We start from the raw sequence: 18,824 nt of genomic DNA on the forward strand, positions 1-18,824 counted from the left end.
CGAAGTGGAGCGCCCGGCGAACGGGCAGGGCGACTCAGCGCCGGATCCCCTCACCGGCCGGTGAGGTCCAGCCCCGCGCGGACGATCGAGTCCGTGTCGATGCCGTGGATGCGGTACGCCTCGCTCACCCCGGAGGCCTGGCCGAACTGCGTGACGCCCAGGTTCCGCGTCCGGTCCCCGCGCACACCGGCGAGGAACGCGAGCGTGTGCGGGTGCCCGTCCATGACCGTGACGAGCGGTGCCGGGCTGGCGGCGGGGAAGAGCTGGTCGACGATCGCGCTGCGGCGGGACTCGCCCACCTGCGAACGTGCCTGCAGCGAGCGGAACAGCCGCGCCGGGCTCGTCACGCACACCACTCCGGCACGCACGCCCAGTGCTTCCAGCCGCTCGGCGGCGGCCAGCACCTCCGTCATGATCGCACCGGCTCCCACGAGGGTGACGACGTCCTCGGCGGCGGGGTGCGCGCTGAGCCGGTAGCCGCCGGCCAGCACCTGCTCCCGGCGCCGCTCACGCAGCACGGGGTCGTTCGGCACCCGGGCCAGCGCCTGATCCACGGGCCGGGTCGAGAGCCGGAAGTACGCGGCCTCGCCTCCCTCGGCCTCGGGCAGACCCAGCCGGCGCATCGCATCCAGCATGGCCCACTCCAGATCCTGCGCGAACGCGGGCTCCCAGCTGGTGAGCCCGGGGATCTCCAGGGTGACGGAGGGCGTGTTGAACGACTGGTGCGCCCCGCCCTCGGGCGCCAGCGTCACCCCCGAGGGCGTGCCGATCACGATCGAGCGGCCCCCGGCGTAGAGGCTGAACGTCCACGGCTCCAGCGCGCGGTTGATGAAGGGGTCGTAGAGCGCGGCGATGGGCAGCAGCGTCCGTCCCCAGCGCGAGCCGGTGGAGCCCAGCTCGCCGGCGAGGGAGACGAGGTTGACCTCGGCGATGCCCAGCTCGATGTGCTGGCCCTTCTCCGTCTCCCGCCACCGCATGACCCGCTCGCGGTCGTCCGCGAACCAGTCCGCGCGGCCGGCGATCGACCACACGCCGGTCTTGTTGATCCACCCGCCCAGATTGGTCGAGGTCGCCACGTCCGGGCTCAGGGTCACCACGTGCGCGGCGACCTCCGGCTGCGCGCGGTGCAGATCGGAGAGGAAGCGGCCCAGCGCGGCCTGCGTGGAGGTCGTGGCCTTGGGCGAGTAGCCCAGCTCCGCCGGGATCCGCGGGCCGGACTCCTGCGGGATCGGCTCACGTCGCAGCCGTGCCGCGGCCTCGGCGAGCGCTCTGCCGGCCGGCGTGTCCGGGGCGAACCGCTGCCACGGATCGGAGACCTCCATGCCCGAGGCCCGGGCCAGATCCTCCATCTGCTCGCCTGTGAGCTGGGCGGCGTGGTTGCCGGGGTGGCCCTCCGTCGCGAGCCCGCGGCCCTTGATCGTGTAGGCGAAGACGACGGTGGGGCGGGTGTCGTCGATCCGGCCGAACGCGTCCACGAGGCAGGAGAGGTCGTGACCGGCGAGGTCGCGGACGAGCTCCGCGAGCTCCACCGGAGTGTAGGGCTCCAGCAGGGCGGCGAGCGCCTCACGATCCTCCGCGCCCATGCCGGCGAGCAGGCGCTCGCGCACCTCATCCGGGTGGGAGCGCAGGAGGCGCTGGTACTCCTCGTTGGGCATCTCGCGCATGCGACGCTCGAACACCGCACCGCCCTCGGCGGCGAAGAGCGCGGAGAGCCGCCGCCCCCACGTGAGCGTGAGGACCTGCCAGTCCGCGGCGGCGAACATGCCCTGGAGGCGCTGGATCTGCACGTCCGGGATGACCCGGTCCAGCGACTGCCGATTGAGGTCGACGATCCACACGACCTCGCCCAGACCTCGCACCTCGGGGTCGATGATCGCCTCCCACACCGCGCCCTCGTCCAGCTCCGCATCGCCCAGCAGCGAGTAGAAGCGGCCGGCGGGCGGCGTGGTCTCCGGGAACCGGTCGGAGAGGTAGCGGTGCGAGAGCGCGGCCCACACCGGAGCGGTCGCGCCGATCCCCACGGAGCCCGTGGAGAAGTCGACGGTGTCCGGGTCCTTGGTGCGTGAGGGGTAGGGCTGCAGACCGCCCTGGGCGCGCAGACGGGTGAGGTACTCCTCGCCCAGATCGCCCAGCAGGTAGTTGAGCGCGTGCAGCACCGGGGAGGCGTGCGGCTTGACGGAGACCCGGTCCTCGGCGCGCAGCCGGGTGAGCCACAGCGCGGTCATGATGCCGGCCATCGAGGCCGAGGACGACTGGTGCCCGCCCACCTTCACGCCGTCCGGGTTCTCCCGGCCGCGATTGGCGGCGTCGATGATCGAGGTGGCGAGCCACAGGACCCGCTGGGCGATCTCGTCCAGCACCTCTGCATCCGCAGAGGCCCGCAGCGGCCGGTCGTTGGCGCTGGGCGGGTCCAGCTGCGTGCTCGTCTCGAACTGGACGTGCTCCTCGTGTGCGTCGTGCTCCGGGCGTGCGGCCTCGCCTGCGTCCCGCACCGCGGGTGCGTCCTCGAACTGCGTCATGCCCGCTCAGTCCTCGAAGATCGCGCTGTAGGCGTTGAGGGCGAGCTGACCGCCCAGGTGCGCATAGAGGACGGTGTTCTCGCTCGTGAGCTCACCGGAGCGGATGAGGCCGAGGAGGCCGGCCATCGACTTGCCCTCGTAGACGGGGTCGAGGATGACGCCCTCCTGCTCGCCCGTGGTGCGGATGGCCTCCACGGTGGACTCGTCCGGGATGCCGTAGGCCGGGCCCTCCCAGCCGGAGCGGATGACGACCTCGTCCGGGCGGATCTCCCGCCCCAGGCCGATCTTGTCCGCCGTGGTGTTGGCGATCCGGGTCACCTGGTCGACGGTCTTCTCCAGCGTCGCGGAGGCGTCGATGCCGATCACGCGGCGCGTGCGGCCTCCCGCGTCCTCGATCTCCGCGAAGCCCGCGATCATCCCGGCCTGGGTGGAGCCGGTGACGACGCAGACGATGACGGTGTCGAAGAAGACGCCCATCTCCTCCTCCTGTGCGACGACCTCGTGCGCCCAGTTGGCGAAGCCCACCCCGCCCAGCGGGTGTTCGGAGGCACCGGCGGGGATCGGATAGGGCTTGCCGCCGGAGGCCTCGACGTCCTCGAGCGCCTGCTTCCAGGAGTCGCGGATGCCGATGTCGAAGCCTGCCGAGTCGAGACGCACGTCCGCACCCATGATCCGGGAGAGCTCGATGTTGCCGACCTTGTCGTTGACCGGGTCGTTCCAGTCGACCCAGCGCTCCTGCACCAGACGCGCCTTGAGGCCCAGGTGCGCCGCGACCGCAGCGATCTGGCGGGTGTGGTTGGACTGGTAGCCGCCGATCGAGACGAGCGTGTCCGCCCCGGATTCCAGGATGTCCGGGACGATGTACTCGAGCTTGCGGGTCTTGTTCCCACCGAATGCCAGACCGGAGTTCACGTCCTCACGCTTGGCGAAGATGCGCGGGCCGTTCTCGCCGCCCACGTGCGCGGCCAGACGCGGCAGTTCGTGGATGGGGCTGGGGCCGAAGGTGAGCGGGTAGCGGGGCAGATCTGCAGTCGCCATGGGCATGCCTCTCGTCGTGCGGCGCGGACGCCGGGGAGCGGGCCGGCGTCCGAACACGACCGGCTCACATTGATATGCAGTATATTGCGTGGTGCAGATCATAGAATCACACACGATTCGTCCGCATGTCCAGACCGTCCCGCTCCATGGCCCCGAACTGGCCCTGACCGCCGCTCCCCTGAGCATCTGCCGAATCCACACCTGCCCGCCCACGCCCACCCACCCCTGTCTCGGAGGCTTGCCGCATGCCCGTTCCCGCCGGTCACGCACCCACTGCCCGCACTCTGCTGCGGGACAACGTGTACACCGCGATCCGCGATGCGATCGTCCGCGGCCAGCTGCTGCCGGGGGAGCGGCTGCGCGACGGTGAGCTGGGCGAGTGGCTGGGCGTCTCCCGCACACCCGTGCGCGAGGCACTGCTGCGGCTCGCGGAGGCCGGGCTGGTGCAGGCGCAGCCCGGCAAGGTCACGCTGGTGGCGCCCGAGGACCCCGTTGCGCTCGCGCATGCACGCACCATCGCGGCAGAGCTGCACGCACTGGCCGCACGGCTGGCGGCACAGGAGCTCGGCAGCGAGGCGGCCTCGCTCATGCGCCTGCGCACGGCGAACGGAGACCTCCGCGCCGCGGCCCAGGGGGCGGCGGAAACTGGACGAGGCGGCGCAGAACCGGATCGCCGCCTCGGCACCACCGATGCCGAGGCGGCGATCCGCGCGGATGCGGAGTTCCATGACGCAGTGGTCGAACTCTCCGGCAACCCGCTCATCGGCAGGCAGCTGGAGTTGCTGGTGCCCATGCTCATGCGGGCGGAGTACCTGCACTTCGATGCGGCCACGGTCGAGGCCTCGGCCGCACAGCACGAGGCGATCATCGAGGCGCTGGCCGCAGGCGATGCGGACCGCGCGGCCGAGCTCACCCGCCGGAACTGGCTGAGCCTGGGCTGAGGGCGGGGCCGAAGCCCCCCCTGACGCTCGGCGCCCGCCGCGCGCCGCCGGCGAGACCCCGTCAGATCAGGCACCCCCTCAATCTGACACGAATCGCCCGCATGCTCCGTGCGTGTCAGATTACGACCCCCTCCAATCCGACACGGAACCGCCGCGCGACCGCTCCGTGTCAGATTCACCGCGCGGCCAGATCCCCCGCGCGCAGGCCGGTGCCGGAACCTCGGCAGAGCCCGGCAGCGGCCTGCTCGCCGATCAGCAGAACTGCCGTCGCACCCCAAGGCCCCAGCGGGCTCCGACGACGCGCGCACACCACCTCCGAAAGTGATCTTGACCACATCGTCAATTCGCTTCTAGTCTGTCGAATGTTCGCTCATTCGCATACGCCCTGTTCAGCGCCGCACCGGGCACACGCGAGTGCAGAGACGCACCCTCCGCCTCCTCAGAGAAGAGCACCTCATGCAGACATCCCGCCCGTTCCTCGCCCTCGCAGCAGCGGGGACACTCGTCCTCGCCGGATGCGCCGCTCCCGCGGAGGCGGATCCCGCCGACGCCCAGACGGACGGGGCGGAAGCAGCCGCGCCTGCGGCGGGCGGCGGAGAGCCCCTCGACATCCTCCTGACCAATGACGACGGCTGGGACGCCCCCGGCATCACCGCGGCCTACGAGGCACTCACCGGCGCCGGGCACTCCGTCACGCTCGTGGCACCGGCGGAGAATCAGAGCGGCAAGGGAGGGTCCGTGGACATCACCGGCACCCTCGAGGTCACCCAGCCCACGGACGATCCGCAGATCCACTCCGCGAGCGGAACCCCGGCGACGGCGGCTTCGTTCGGCCTCAAGGAGGTCATGGAGGAGGCACCGGACCTCGTGGTCTCCGGCATCAACGCGGGGGCCAACGCCGGCACGGACATCCGCTCCTCCGGCACCTTCGGCGCCGCCTCGATCGCCTCGGGCTCCTACGGGGTCCCCGCGATCGCCACGAGCCTCGACGCCTCCTCCGAGGATCAGGCAGACTACGAGGCCGCCGCGCAGCTGCTCCTCGACATCATCGAGCAGGGAGCCGGCTCACTGGAACCCGGATACGTCCTCAACATGAACTACCCGGACCCCGCCGAGGCTCCGGAGGACCCCGAGGTGGTCTACGCGGAGACCGCACAGGGTTCGGGCTACGTCACCACCTATGAGCACCAGGACGGAGACACGTACGAGGTGAGCCTGGGCCATGCGGAAGACGCGCCGGAGAGCGGAGACCTCGCCGAGCTGAGCAAGGGCAATGTCACGCTCACCCTCATCACGACGACGCCGTCCCTCCCCGCGGAAGAAGCCGGAGACGTGACCGCCCTCGTCGACGCTCTCAACTGAGGGGAAGGGTCCACGCCGCACCCGGTCGGCCCCCGCCTGAGGCCCATCTCAGACCCGAGTGCACGGCCGAGGCCGAACAGCGTGCAGCTGTCCCCTCACTCTCGCGAGGGGTCCCCGGCAGCCTCAGCGGGCAGGACTCCGCTGTTCGCGCTTCCAGTCGACGAGGCCGCGACGTCCGCTCCGCCCTCCTCGCGCAGCACCTGCTGGTAGTCTCGCCAGTCGTCGCTCTTCGGGGTGATCTTCGAGACCGCGAAGCCCGTGAAGCCCCACAGCAGAGCGAAGAAGACTCCGGAGTAGCAGAGGATCGCCCACGGGGCGTACTCCAACGTCGGCACCCCCAGCGCCGTCGCCATGTACACGCCGGCGAGGGTCCAGGGGATGATCGGCTCGACCACCGTCACCGAATCCTCCATGGTCCGGCCCAGATTCCTCGCCTCCAGACCTCGCCTGATGTACTCGGCGCGCAGCAGGCCTCCGAGGATCAGGAACGACACCGTCGAAGTGCCCGTCGCGGCGATGAGGATGACCCCTCCCACTGTCGTCACGAGGATCAGCTGGCCGTTCGTGCGCACGACCTTCATGAGCGCACTCATCACCACGTCGAGGGCACCGGAGACGCTCAACGCGGCCACGAAGGCGAAGGCGCACACGACGACGAGGAAGATAGTCGTCATCGACTCCATCCCACCGCGCTCCAGGAGGCTCGGGATCGCCTCCGTCGCCTGTGCGAGGTCCATCCGGGCATTGCCGCTGGATGCGAACATCTCCATGGTGAAGCCGGACATCGATGCCAGTGCGGCGTCTTTGAGTGAGAACCCCTGACCCCACACGGCGAGCACCGCAGCCGACACCGCCGAGACCAGCATGACGGGCACAGTGGGCAGACGCATGAGCGAGCCCACGACGATGACGACCACCGGGATGAGCAGCAGCAGCCCGAACGGCATGCCGATGCGGAAGAGGACCTCCAGCTGGTGCAGGAACTCGTCCATGCCGTCCGCGCGGGCCGAGCCGTCGCCCGCCGTCATGAAGCCCGCGATCGTGTAGACGATGACGCACACGAGGAAGCCGGGGCCGGTGGTCCACAGGAGATGGGCGATGTGCTTGTACAGGTTCACTCCCGCGGCCACGGCGGAGAGGTTGGTGCTGTCCGAGAGCGGTGAGAGCTTGTCGCCGAAGTACGCGCCGGAGACGATCGCCCCCGCGACTGCCGGCAGCGGCGCGCCCATCGCGGCGGCCACGCCCATCAGCGCCGCGCCCACCGTGCCCACCGAGCCCCATGAGGTTCCGGTGCTCACGGAGAGGACGACCGTGACCAGGAAGGCGGTGACGATGATGAAGGTGGGGCTGATGACCGTGATGCCGAAGTGGACCAGCAGCGGGATCGTGCCGCTGGCCACCCAGGTGCCGATCACGATGCCCACGCACAGCACGATGAGGATCGCCGGGAACGCCTTCGAGAACTCGGCGACCCAGCGGTCCTGGATCTCCTGCCACCTGTGCCCCAGCGCCATCGCGACGGCCGTCGCATAGGCCGCCGAGATCAGCAGCAGGACCTCGACCCTGATGTCCAGCCACACGACGCCGCCCACGATGACGACGAACATGACGACCAGCGGCGAGATCGCCAGCGCCAGAGTGGGAGCCTTCACCGGCCGCGGCGCCTTCGCCGCTCGCTTCTTCTCCATGACACTTCCCTGTGTTCGTTGTTCCGTTGTGGGCTTCAGGCCGGGATCGTGCGCAGGCGGATGACGAGCGGAAGCGCCTCCGTCGCAACTCCGGTCCAGCGCGCCGCGGGGCGCAGGACGAGCTCGAGGGCCCCCGCCTGCGGGCGGATGTCCAGCAGCTGCCCCGCGAGCTGCTCGTCGGCGCCCAGCAGCTCCCAGCCTGCGACTTCCGTGCCGGGGTCGAGCGAGAGGCGGATCGGCGCCTCCGGCCTGCCGGTGACGATCACGTACCGGGCATCGCCGCGGGCGGTGGCGAACACCCCGGGTGCCTCCGGCCGCAGATCCGTGACGGGGGTGGTCTCGTAGATCGCCTCGCCGTTGGTCTCCAGCCAGGCGCCGATCTGCAGCAGGCGCTCCTGCTGCAGCGGGGGGATCCGGCCGTCGGCGGTGGGGCCGACATTGAGCAGGAGGTTGCCGCCGCCTGCGACCGTCTGTGCCAGCAGCGCCAGCAGGTCCGCAGCACTGGCGTAGTCCTCGACGGACTCAGCCCGGTTGAATCCGAAGGAGCCGCCGACCCCCCTGCCCTCCTCCCAGGGGTGCACCGTGCCGTACCCGTCCAGGTCCTGGTACTCGGTGCTGTAGACATCGCCGTGAACCCCCGGCATGCCCACATGCATGCGATCGTTGACGACGACCTCACCGGCGTTCGGGGACTCCGTGTAGAGCCAGGAGAGCATGCGGCGGGTCTGGGTGTAGTCCTCGCTGAAATCCCATTCCCCACCGTCGGTGTAGATGACGGCGGGAGCGTAGCGCTCGTTGAGCTCCACCCACTGCTGGTGGAGGATCTCCCGCGGGTAGTCGTCCTCCGGGATCCCGTACCGCTCGGCGTCGGCCTCGGGGATGAAGTGCTCTCCGTCGACCCGATGGGAGCGGTGCGTCTCCCATTCGGGGATCGAGTAGTAGAGCCCCATGCGCATCCCCTGTGCGCGCACGGCCTCGGCCAGGTCGCCCAGCAGATCGCGCCGAGGCCCCACGGCGCCGGAGTTCCAGTCCTCCTTGTGCTCGTTCTCCGTGGGCCAGAGGCAGTAGCCGTCGTGGTGCTTGGATGTCAGCACGACGTATCCGGCACCTGCCCGGCGGAAGAGTTCGGCCCAGGCGCCGGGGTCGAAGAGCTCGGCCCGGAAGTCCGCGGCCAGGTCGCGGTAGTCCCTGCCCGGGAACATCCGCGCGTGGAAGTCGGAGTCGGCATTGCGGTACTTGCCGTACACGCTGGCGTAGTACCACTCGGCGTAGGAGCCGAACTGCTCGTCGTTGAGCGTGCGCCACGCGGGGACGGAGAAGACACCCCAGTGCACGAAGATGCCGAACTTCGCGCCGGCGTACCACTGCGGCAGCGGCCGCGCATCGAGCTCCTCCCAGCTCTGCACCGGCACGGTGTCGAAATCGCCGAGGCGGGCCCGCTGCGGACATGCGTGTTCGGTGCCCTGCTGGCTGCTCTGCTGATCCATGGAACTCCTGTGCTGGTCTCTGTCTTCTGTGTGAGCCGGAGCGGGCCCACCGATCGTATGAGGGCCGCCCGCCTTGCTCGACCGGGAGCGGGGTTCGCAGCGACGCCGCACCCCTCCGCAAGTCATCGGATGTCTGTAAGCTACAGCACGCCCGAAGCCACGTCAAAGGGCAATTTCCACCCTCTTCTCCATCAAGTCATCAGATGATTTTTCCAGAATTGGAATGGAGGAGAACGCCGAAAGGTACTCTGGGGGCATGGCCCAGAACTCACCCGTCATCGACCATTTCCGGACCGAGATCTCCCTGGGCCGACTTGTCCCGGGACAGCGCCTGCCACCGGAGCCCCGTCTCTGCGAACAACTCGATGTCTCCCGCGGCGCTCTGCGCGAGGCACTGCGTGAACTGCAGGGCTACGGACTCATCGAGGTCCGCCACGGATCAGGCACCTATGTCTCCAGCCTGCAGCCGAGCGAGCTTCTCAAGGGCTTGGCGTTCACCGTCGACGTGGTTCCGTTGGACGGTCTGTTCGAACTGCTGAGCATCAGACGCACGCTGGAGGCCGAGGCCGCCGCACAGACGGCGACAGCGGCCTCAGGGGAGGTGTTGGCACAGCTGGAGGCGCTCGTCGAGGAGATGGTGGGAGCGGAGAGCCCGCCGGAGGAGCAGAAGCTGGACGAGCAGTTCCACGCGCTCATCTGCGAGACCGCGGGCAACAGGTCCGCAGCCACCATCACCGCTGTGATCCGCTCCCGCAGTCGCCACTACGACCTGGTCGACAATCCCGAAGCCCGCGCAGAGGGCGTCATAGGCCACCGGGCCGTCCTCGACGCTGTCCGCACGCACGATTCCATGGGCGCTTGGGCTGCGATGCACGCCCACATCACCTCCACCGAACGCTGGCTGCGCAGTCTCAAGCCGCCACCGCACTGAGACCGCCGCGGCAGCACCTCTATAGGATCCTCCTATGGCATTGACGGACGAGGCTCTCTCCAGGATCAAGGATCTCATCAGCTCCGGCGAACTCGCGCCGGGCGATCGCCTGCCTCCGGAGAATGAGCTCTCCGCGCGTCTCGGTCTGTCGAGGAACTCGCTGCGCGAGGCCGTGAAAGCCCTTGAACTCATCAACGTGCTCGAGGTGCGCCGCGGGAACGGCACCTTCGTCTCACGGCTCTCCGCGCCTCAGCTGAGCGAGGCCATCGCTTTCGTCGTCGACTTCCACGCCTCCTCCTCCGTCGAGGAGATCCTCTACGTCCGCCGCGTTCTCGAGGCGGAAACCTCCAGCCTCGCCGCGCAGCACATCACGGAAGCGCAGCTGGAGGAGCTCGAGGCCGCAGTCGTGGAGACGGATGACATCGACGCCCTGGTCGCGCAGGACCTCGAGTTCCATCGGCTCATCGCGCGGGCCGCGGGTAACGACTATCTCGCAGGGATCCTCGATGCCGTGTCCGTGGGCACCCGCCGCGCTCGGATCTGGCGCGGACTCACCCAGGCCGATGCGATCGCGCGCACCCTGGACGAGCATCGCGCGATCGCCCGCGCCCTGCGCGCGCATGACCCCGACCGCGCGCGTGCTGCGATGACGGTCCATATCGCCGGGGTCGAGGACTGGCTCCGCACCGCACCCTGAGGCACTGCCGCGGCCGCCGGCTGCATCCCGGCGATGACGATCTCAGGACGATCGCGGTGTCTCGCCGCTCGCCGGATCCACGGCCAGCAGACCGCGTTCCACCGCCTCCGCCCAGAATCCCTCGGGAACGACAGCTGCGAAGAGGTCTGCATCCTCCACAGCCTGTTCGGCCGTGCGCATGCCGAGAGCGATCGCCGTGATCGCCGGGTCCCGCAGGGGGAAAGCCACAGCGGCCGCAGGCAGAGTGGTGCCATGCTCCTCGGCCAACAGTGCGAGCGCCCGCGCCCGGGCGAGAACCTCCGCCTCTGCCGGAGCGTAGTCGAACGTGGCGGCGGGGTCAGGAGAAGCGCTTGCGAGGATGCCGGAGTTGAACACGCCGACGTCGATGATCCCCACGCCCCGCGCCTCCGCAGCTGGGATCAGGTCGCCCCGCGCGCCCTGGTCGAGCAGCGTGTACCGCCCTGCCAGCATGACGAGATCGATGTCCGTCTCCATGACGAAGCGGTGCAGCATCTGCCACTGGTTCATCCCCGCACCCCAAGCGCCGATGATTCCTTCGGACCGCATACGCTCCAGTTCGGGGACGGCCCCGGCAATGGCCTCCTGCCAGTACTCGTCCGGATCATGGATGAAGACGACGTCAATCCGGTCGAGCCCCAGACGCGTGAGGGATTCCTCCAGCGAACGCCGCACACCGTCGCCGGAGTAGTCGCGCACCCGCACGACATCCCCCGGTACGGCGAAGCCCTCCTCGTCCTGCGGACGGGGAACCTCGGCCGGGCGGAGGAGTCGCCCCACCTTGGTGGAGAGAACGAACTCCTCGCGCGGCTTCGCGGCGAGCACCTCGCCCATTCGCCGCTCGGAGAGGCCGAGGCCGTAGTGAGGCGCCGTGTCGAAGTAGCGGATCCCGTGCTCCCAGGCCGCTTCCACCGCCGCGTGCGCGGTCGCATCGTCAACCGCTCGGTAGAGATTGCCCACGGGTGCGCCGCCGAAACCCAGGCGCATCCCGCCGGCGATCCGCTCCACCGTGGAATTGTGCTTCACCATCGACGTTCTCCTCGTGTGCTCCGGTCCTCGCTGCCGAGGCCGTAATGGTGTTCTGCGACAGCGCCCAACGTCTGTTCTGCGGCCTCCCCGAACTCCCCACGGAGCGTCCGCTCCACCGTTCGGACCCACTGCTCCTGAGTGATCCCGCACGGGAGAGTGGAGACGGGATGATCGCTGCCGACCATGCTCCGTTCCGCTCCGAATGCCCTCACTGCAGGCACTGCGTACTCCAGCACCAGGCGTTCGAGTTCCGCTTCCGAAGCGGTGCCGGAGAGCTGTCCGCCCAGTCCGGAGACCTTGAGCCTGAGACCAGGGAGCGCTGCGAGAGCAGCAATGTCTTCCTGCCACTGGAGCCGGTCGGGATGGGGACTCTGTCGGCCGTCTCCACCATCGGCCCACTGCTCCGGAAGAGGCTTTCCCAGATGGTCGAGGACGAATCCATCGAGGTCCCCTCGCACCGCAGCAATGCGTTCCAGGAGCGCGTGCATCTCCGACAGCTGAGCCGCCCGCACACAGAGGTCCACAGACAGGCCCGCATCGCGCGCACGGAGGAGCCCGCGGAACCTGGCCTCAGCAGCGGCGCTTCGCTCTGTGAGCGCACCGGCGGGCAGTCCCTCGAAGTTGTCGCGGATGCCGACGACCGCCGAGTCCTCTGCGCAAGCCTCCACCTGCGCCTCCCCCGCTGCCGCTAGGTCCGCCGCAGCCACAAACCCCAGCAGGAACGGATGCTCCCGGATGAGCCCTCCGATCCATTTCCTCTCCGCAGTGCGGAGGCCGGCGTCCACGCCCGCCTCGATGACGACCGCAGCCGCATTCAGAGACCCACCGGCCGCGCCTGATTCCGGCGCAGGCCCGGCCTCAGCGGCACGTGCACCTCCCCACACCTCGGCGAACTCCGTGGGGAGCGAGGTCTCCGGCAGAGCGCGACCAGCCATCCAGCCGTAGTCGAAACGGCGGCGGTCCCACAGGTGAAGATGGGAATCAATTCGCCTCACGGAGTCCGCACTCCGATCGTGAGCAGGAGATTCGCGTACTGCCGCTGCTCTCCTGTGGCGATGACAACGGCGACATCGGACGTCCTCGCGCGATCATAGAACTCGAACCGTTCGCAGCCGGCGAATGGGACCCCGGGCAGAAGCGCTCGGTATTCGGCGACGATCGGCGCTTCTTCGCCTTCAGAGGTCAGCATGATCTCGGCGAACTCGATGGGGACGGTCGCAGCGAGCGGGGTGAGCACCTGGGAGACAGTGAGCATACCCGGCGCGAGGTTGAGGTGGATGCGCTCTGCCGTTGCCGGGACCCCGGTGCTGTGCGGATAGTTGCCGTCTGCGATGAGCACCTGGGCTCCATGACCGGCACGCGCGAGCGCAGCCAGCAGATCCGGATGGATGATCTCAGTTCTGAGCACGGCGCCTCACCCCTTCCGCCAGAAGGCTTCGATCTCTTCCAGCGATCGACCGCTGGTCTCCGGCACCCGTCTGATGACATAGACGAAGGCGACGATGCTCAGCAGCGCGAACACAAGGAAGACTGTGGCGCCCCAGCGTTCGAGCGCCACGGGAAAGGCCGCAGCGAAGATCGCGTTGAGAGTGTACTGGAGGAAGGTGATGACCCCCACGCCGATTGCGCGGACCTGCAGCGGCAGAACCTCCGGAACGTAGAGCCAGAAGACGGGACCGAGCCCGATCCCGAATGCGAAGGTGTACACGAACACAGCCGCAATCGTGACCGCCCCTGCGTCCGGCAGCAGCCACAGAACCACCATTGCAATGGCCTGACCAGCCATGGAGATCGCGAGGAGCTTGACCCGTCCCAGGCGGTCGATGATCGGCAGAGCAACGGCCGTGGACACCACCAGAGCGATGCCCACGCCGTAGTTGGCGATCATTCCGGCATTCGCCCCCATCGACTGCACGTCCTCGAAGATGATCGGGGCGTAGTAGACGACGGCGTTGATGCCGGTGAACACCTGGAAGAATGTCAGCACAGCGAGCACGAGCATAGGGCGTCGAGCGGTGCTGAAGAGCGCGGAGAAGCCGCTCTTCTGCCGTTCGAGGCTCTCGCGGATCTCGGCAGCCTCCCTCTCCGCGTAGTCGGAGCCGCCGCGCAGGGACCCGAGGACGCGCAGCGCCTCCTGGTCCCGCCCGCGCATCATGAGCCAGCGCGGGCTCGCCGGTGCGAGGACCATGCCGATGAGGAAGACCACAGCGGGGATCGCTCCCACACCCAGAATCCATTCCCATGATCCGGCGTCCTGGAAGAGGTCCCCCACGATGTACGCGCAGAGGATTCCCACGTTCACAGTCAGCTGGTACATGCCGGTCAGCATGCCGCGGATCCGGGTGGGAGCCAGTTCCGAGAGATAGATGAGCCCGAACATGTTCGCAATGCCCACGGCGAAGCCCAGGAAGAACCGTGCTCCCATGAGGAACTCCGGAGAGGGGGCGAAGGCATTGGCGAGAGAACCCACGACGAAGATGATCGCGCCGACGATGAGAATGTGCCGGCGGTCGTATCTGCGCGCAGCGAGAGTGGCTCCGACGATCGCCGGAAGTGCGCCCCAGAGCAGCAGCGAGGTGATGAGCCCCTGCTGTTGGGCGCTGAGCCCGAAATCTGCGGTCAGCGGGGGCAGCGCGCCGGAGATCGCTCCGGAATCGTATCCATACAGCAGACCGGAGAACCCTGCGAGGACCGCGATGAGATAGACCTTGCCGGGAATGGGTTCAGAGGCGTGGTCCCGTGCCCCTGGGAGGGAGCGGGAGGTGGAGTCAGTTGCGCTGACGCTCATTTTCACTTCCTTTCTCTGCCGCTCCCCGCCCGCATCAGGCCCGGAGTCACGAGCTCAGTGAGCGGAGGCGGCCCCCGGGTCCTCTCCGATGAGAACCCGCAGACAGTTGTCTCAGACGGCTTCGGCCCACACCGGGCCGTCCGGGTAGAGGTGGGCGTCGATGCTCGCCTGGTGCATCTGCGCTCCGGCGCCGGGCAGCTGCGGCGGCCAGTAGCGGCCGTCGTGCACGTCCACGGGCTCGACGAAGTGCTCGTGCAGATGGTCGACGAACTCGATGACGCGGCCGTCCATCTCACCGGAGACGGCGACGAAGTCGAACATCGACAGGTGCTGCACGATCTCGCACAGTCCCACTCCCCCGGCGTGCGGACAGACCGGGACGCCCTTGTGCGCTGCGAGCAGCAGGATCGCGATGTTCTCATTCACGCCGGCCACACGGCAGGCGTCGATCTGGAGCACGCGCAGCGCATCCGCATCCAGCATCTGCTTGAACACGATGCGGTTCTGGCAGTGCTCACCCGTCGCCACGGGGGTGGGATGGATGCCCCGCTGGATCTTCGCGTGGCCGAGCACGTCGTCCGGGCTCGTGGGCTCCTCGACCCAGCGCAGATCGAACGGCGCGAGCTCGCCGATCCAGTCCACGGCCTCGGCGACGTCCCAGCGCTGATTGGCGTCCACTGCGATGGGGTAGCCCTCGCCGCACACCTCCCGGGCGATCCGCAGACGTCGGACGTCGTCCTCGCGGTCCGCGCCCACCTTGAGCTTGATCTGGCTGAAGCCGTCCGCGATCGCCTCCCGGCAGAGCCGGGCGAGCTTCTCGTCGCTGTAGCCCAGCCAGCCGGGCGTCGTCGTGTACGCACCGTAGCCTTCGGCCTTCAGCCGGGCGATGCGCTCCTCACGGCCGACCGCGGACCGGCGCAGGATCGCGAGCGCGTCCTCCCGCGTCATCACGTCGCTGAGGTAGCGCAGATCCGTGAGGTCGAGGATCTCCTCCGGGCTCATACGCGCGAGCAGCTCCCACAACGGCAGCCCGGCCCGCTTGGCCTTGAGGTCCCAGAAGGCGTTGACCACCGCACCGATGGCCATGTGCATGACGCCCTTCTCCGGCCCCAGCCAGCGCAGCTGGGAGTCGTGGACGAGCTCGCGCCAGAACTCGCCCATGTCATCGAGGATCGGCTCCGCGTCCCGGCCGCGCAGGCGTGCGGCGAGCGCCTCGATCGCGGCCGACTCGATGTCATTGCCGCGGCCGATGGTGAAGACGAAGCCGTGCCCCTCCAGTCCGTCCTCGGCATCCGTGCGGACCACCAGGTAGGCGGCGGAGTAGTCCGGGTCCGGGTTCATCGCATCCGAACCGTCCAGATGGCGCGAGGTGGGGAACCGCACGTCGAAGACGCTGATGTCTGTGATGGTGCTCAATTCTCATCTCCCATAGAGATCCTATGTATGGACGCTTTCGGCTGCGAGGTTCAGGCCGCAAGACGTTAAAACTCATCCAAACATAGGATGTCTTGGGGGTCAACGACGCGCCTGCCCGGCGGACAGGCGCGTCGTGGAGCTCACTCGGAGCGGAGGCGGAGCCCCTGCATCCCGCCGTCCACGGCGAGTGAGGACCCGGAGATCGCCGCGGCCGCAGGAGAGGCCAGGTAGACGATCGCCGAGGCGACCTCGTCCGAGGAGACCAGCCGCCCGGAGGGCTGGCGGGCGCTGAGCTGCGCGCGCTCGTGCTCCGGATCCGCAGCCGCGTCCAGCAGGCGCCCCACCCAGGGGGTGTCGGCGGTGCCGGGGTTCACGCAGTTGACGCGGATGCCCTCACGGAGGTGGTCGGCGGCCATGGCGAGCGTCATCGAGTACACGGCGCCCTTGGACGCGGAGTAGAGGACGCGGTCCGGCAGGCCGGCGGTCGCGGCGATCGAGCAGGTGTTGACGACCGCCGCGCTCTCGGACTTCCGCAGGTGCGGCAGTGCGGCACGGGTGACACGGGCAATGCCCACGACGTTGACGTTGAGGACGCGGTGCCACTCCTCGTCGTCGTTGTCCGCGACGGTGCCCTGCGCGCCGATCCCGGCGTTGTTCACGAGGATGTCGATGCGGCCGAACCTCTCCGCGACCGCCTCGATGCCCGCACGCACGGAGGCGTCGTCGCCGATGTCGACCCGCTGGGCGAAGTGCCCGGTGACGGAGTCGACGGTGAGGTCCAGGACGGCGACCTCGGCCCCGCGACGGGCCAGCAGGGCCGCCGTGGCCTCGCCGATCCCCGAGGCGCCGCCGGTGACGACGGCGACCAGGCCGGACAGCTCGCCGGAAGGTTCAGATGCAGATGCCAAAGCTGTACTCCTTGGAGACTGGGGTGGGAAGGGACGGGCCCGAGACCGGAGGGCTCAGGCCTGGACGAACTCCTGGCGCTGGCGGCCGAGGCCCTCGATCTCGATCTCGACGACGTCGCCGGCCTTGAGATAGGGGAAGCGACCGGACAGCGCCACGCCCTCTGGGGTGCCGGTGAGGATGATGTCGCCGGGCTCCAGCTGCATGTACTGGCTGAGGTCCAGGACGATGTCCTCGACGGAGAAGATCATGTCCGCGGTGTTCGAGTCCTGGCGAGGCTCGCCGTTGACCCAGCTGCGCAGGTTCGCATTGTGCGGGTCGAACTCGTCGGCCGTCACGAAGTACGGGCCCAGCGGCGAGAAGCCGGGTGCGACCTTGCCCTTGGACCACTGGCCCCCGGAGTGCTCGATCTGGAAGGTGCGCTCGGAGAGGTCGTTGGCGATGACGTAGCCGGCGATGGCCTCGGCGGCCTCCTCACGGCTGGACAGGTAGGAGGCCTGCCTGCCGATGACGAGGCCCAGCTCCACCTCCCAGTCCGTCTTGTCCGAGCCCCGCGGGATGAATGCGGTGTCGTCGGGGCCCGCGATCGTGTTGGGGTGCTTGAAGAAGATGATGGGCCTCTCCGGCGGCTGGGAACCGGACTCCGCGGCGTGGGCGGCGTAGTTCTGGCCGATGCAGATGAGCGCCTGCGGGCGGCCCAGCGGGGCGCCGAGGCGAGCACCGGATTCGGCGGTGAACTCCGGCAGCTCACCGGCGGCGGCCTTCTCCTGCAGCGTGTCGAGGCCGCCCGCGGCGAAGAACGCCGGGCCGAACTCCCCGGTGACCGCCGAGGCGTCGAAGTCCTTGCCGTCCACGGTGACGACCGGGGTCTCGCTCCCCTTGGGTCCGGATGTCCAGAGCTTCATGCTGTCTCCTCCTCGCAGCTGGCGGGACGCGCCCGCCGCGGGACAGCCTCATCCCCGGCGCACACGCACCCTTACTTATAGGAATTCACTATTCCATATATCTACGAGGAATGACAGGGCGTCTCGCCTGCTGCAACGGCTCAGCCGCAGTCAGCGGGCCTGCTCATCCCCATCCGGTCGAACTGACGCACGTACGCGACGAATGCGTGTGCCAGCGGTTCCATCGTCTCCGCCACAGCCTCCTGCTCCGAGGCGGCCTCGGCCACCACGTCCTCGAGGCTGCGCCCGCCCGGGTACGACGGCGCGCCGCCTAGCGTCCCCCACACCCGCAGCTGCTCGCCCGTGGACTCGGGATGGAACTGGGTGCCCCAGGCCTCGCCGCACCGGAACGCCTGAACAGGCGCGTCCGTGCCTTCGATCAGGTGCACGGCACCATCCGGCAGCGTCATCTCGATGCCGTGCCAGAGGAGGACGGGGAACTCCGCTGGGAGCTGGGAGAAGAGCGGATCCGTGCGGGCCTCGGGCCGAGTCACCGCAGTGCCCACCCCAATCTGCGGCACCTCCCTCTCACGCACCCCCGCGCCGGCGGCGAGGCACAGCTGCTCCCCGCCCAGGCACACCGCGAGGGCCGGGAAGGCCCCCTCCGCCGAGGCCGCGAGCAGCTCGCGGGTCCCCGGCATCCAGGGGTGGTCCTCGTCATCCGCAGGACCCATGGAGCCACCCAGCACCACCAGGCCGTCGAACTCCTCCGGACCGGGCAGGCGCCCCGACACGGAGGCCGCCGCGCCACCTGGGCCAGCCTGAGGATCGGACGCGGGGACCGGAGCGAGTCCAGGCACCACGTGGCCCGGCGAGCCCGCGTCTCCCTGGGAATGCACGTCTCGCTCGGATCCCGCTCCTCCCTGCGCGTCTGCGAGGTACGGCCGGAACACGGTGAGCTGTGCCCCGGCGGATTCGAGCCACTCCCCCAGCCTGCGCGCGTCCGTGCCCGCCTCGTGCTCGATGACGGCGAGGCGGACTGCCGCACCCGTCCGGCGCTCGGACACGTCGGACTCGGACACGACCGAACCCTGCGCGGGCGCTGGGCCCGGCGCTGGGC

16 protein-coding genes are annotated in these 18,824 nt (G+C 69.1%); 4 read left to right on the forward strand and 12 right to left on the reverse strand.

Annotated features, from left to right (window positions below):
• Positions 1-50 precede the first annotated feature (50 nt).
• Positions 51-2,519 (reverse strand): transketolase-like TK C-terminal-containing protein, encoded by a 2,469-nt coding sequence (locus ABD240_RS06470; protein WP_344336378.1) that lies wholly within the window; start codon positions 2,517-2,519, stop codon positions 51-53.
• Positions 2,520-2,525: 6 nt separating this feature from the next.
• Positions 2,526-3,557 carry a 1-aminocyclopropane-1-carboxylate deaminase gene (locus ABD240_RS06475; protein ID WP_344336380.1) on the reverse strand — a complete coding sequence of 344 codons (1,032 nt, stop codon included), beginning with the start codon at positions 3,555-3,557 and terminating at the stop codon, positions 2,526-2,528.
• Positions 3,558-3,802: 245 nt separating this feature from the next.
• On the opposite strand from ABD240_RS06475, the gene ABD240_RS06480 reads away from it, so the two are divergent.
• Together ABD240_RS06480 and surE are read left to right on the forward strand one after the other, a co-directional pair.
• Positions 3,803-4,498, forward strand: coding sequence for a GntR family transcriptional regulator (locus tag ABD240_RS06480; RefSeq protein ID WP_291791675.1), 696 nt, complete (start codon positions 3,803-3,805; stop codon positions 4,496-4,498).
• Between the two features lie 456 nt (positions 4,499-4,954).
• Positions 4,955-5,860 (forward strand): 5'/3'-nucleotidase SurE, encoded by a 906-nt coding sequence (gene surE / locus ABD240_RS06485; protein WP_344336383.1) that lies wholly within the window; start codon positions 4,955-4,957, stop codon positions 5,858-5,860.
• A 95-nt stretch (positions 5,861-5,955) separates the two neighbouring features.
• On the opposite strand, the gene nhaC is transcribed toward surE, so the two are convergent.
• Both nhaC and ABD240_RS06495 read right to left on the reverse strand, forming a co-directional pair.
• Positions 5,956-7,548: a Na+/H+ antiporter NhaC gene (gene nhaC, locus ABD240_RS06490; protein WP_344336386.1), complete on the reverse strand. Its 1,593-nt coding sequence runs from the start codon at positions 7,546-7,548 to the stop codon at positions 5,956-5,958.
• A 35-nt stretch (positions 7,549-7,583) separates the two neighbouring features.
• The gene (locus ABD240_RS06495) at positions 7,584-9,035 is read right to left on the reverse strand and encodes an alpha-L-fucosidase (RefSeq protein WP_344336389.1); all 1,452 of its coding nucleotides are present in this window, start codon (positions 9,033-9,035) and stop codon (positions 7,584-7,586) included.
• Positions 9,036-9,291: 256 nt separating this feature from the next.
• Here ABD240_RS06495 and ABD240_RS06500 point away from each other — a divergent pair, with 256 nt between their 5' ends.
• Both ABD240_RS06500 and ABD240_RS06505 read left to right on the forward strand, forming a co-directional pair.
• Complete coding sequence (locus ABD240_RS06500; protein WP_291791687.1) at positions 9,292-9,966, forward strand: FadR/GntR family transcriptional regulator; 675 nt, start codon at positions 9,292-9,294, stop codon at positions 9,964-9,966.
• A 34-nt stretch (positions 9,967-10,000) separates the two neighbouring features.
• Positions 10,001-10,663: a FadR/GntR family transcriptional regulator gene (locus tag ABD240_RS06505; protein WP_291791690.1), complete on the forward strand. Its 663-nt coding sequence runs from the start codon at positions 10,001-10,003 to the stop codon at positions 10,661-10,663.
• 42 nt (positions 10,664-10,705) lie between these two features.
• Here the strand turns inward: ABD240_RS06505 and ABD240_RS06510 are convergent, their stop codons facing one another.
• The 8 genes from ABD240_RS06510 to ABD240_RS06545 all read right to left on the reverse strand — a co-directional run bounded on the left by ABD240_RS06510 (position 10,706) and on the right by ABD240_RS06545 (position 18,786).
• Positions 10,706-11,710, reverse strand: coding sequence for an aldo/keto reductase (locus ABD240_RS06510; protein WP_344336394.1), 1,005 nt, complete (start codon positions 11,708-11,710; stop codon positions 10,706-10,708).
• Entirely contained in the window at positions 11,704-12,705 is a 1,002-nt protein-coding gene (locus ABD240_RS06515) for an amidohydrolase family protein (RefSeq protein ID WP_344336396.1), read from the reverse strand. The genes ABD240_RS06510 and ABD240_RS06515 overlap by 7 nt, the downstream gene beginning before the upstream one ends.
• Positions 12,702-13,118, reverse strand: a complete 417-nt coding sequence (locus tag ABD240_RS06520; RefSeq protein ID WP_344336399.1) for an RbsD/FucU family protein — start codon at positions 13,116-13,118, stop codon at positions 12,702-12,704. Before ABD240_RS06520 ends, ABD240_RS06515 begins: the two co-directional genes overlap by 4 nt.
• A 6-nt stretch (positions 13,119-13,124) precedes the next feature.
• Positions 13,125-14,498 (reverse strand): sugar porter family MFS transporter, encoded by a 1,374-nt coding sequence (locus ABD240_RS06525; RefSeq protein ID WP_344336402.1) that lies wholly within the window; start codon positions 14,496-14,498, stop codon positions 13,125-13,127.
• A 111-nt stretch (positions 14,499-14,609) separates the two neighbouring features.
• Positions 14,610-15,914 (reverse strand): enolase C-terminal domain-like protein, encoded by a 1,305-nt coding sequence (locus ABD240_RS06530; protein ID WP_344336404.1) that lies wholly within the window; start codon positions 15,912-15,914, stop codon positions 14,610-14,612.
• A 140-nt stretch (positions 15,915-16,054) separates the two neighbouring features.
• Positions 16,055-16,822: an SDR family NAD(P)-dependent oxidoreductase gene (locus ABD240_RS06535; protein WP_344336407.1), complete on the reverse strand. Its 768-nt coding sequence runs from the start codon at positions 16,820-16,822 to the stop codon at positions 16,055-16,057.
• A 54-nt stretch (positions 16,823-16,876) separates the two neighbouring features.
• The gene (locus ABD240_RS06540) at positions 16,877-17,725 is read right to left on the reverse strand and encodes a fumarylacetoacetate hydrolase family protein (RefSeq protein ID WP_291791709.1); all 849 of its coding nucleotides are present in this window, start codon (positions 17,723-17,725) and stop codon (positions 16,877-16,879) included.
• A gap of 140 nt (positions 17,726-17,865) precedes the next feature.
• Positions 17,866-18,786 (reverse strand): type 1 glutamine amidotransferase, encoded by a 921-nt coding sequence (locus ABD240_RS06545; protein WP_344336411.1) that lies wholly within the window; start codon positions 18,784-18,786, stop codon positions 17,866-17,868.
• Positions 18,787-18,824 lie beyond the last annotated feature (38 nt).

Source organism: Brevibacterium salitolerans (assembly GCF_039531405.1).
Taxonomy (GTDB): Bacteria; Actinomycetota; Actinomycetes; order Actinomycetales; family Brevibacteriaceae; genus Brevibacterium; species Brevibacterium salitolerans.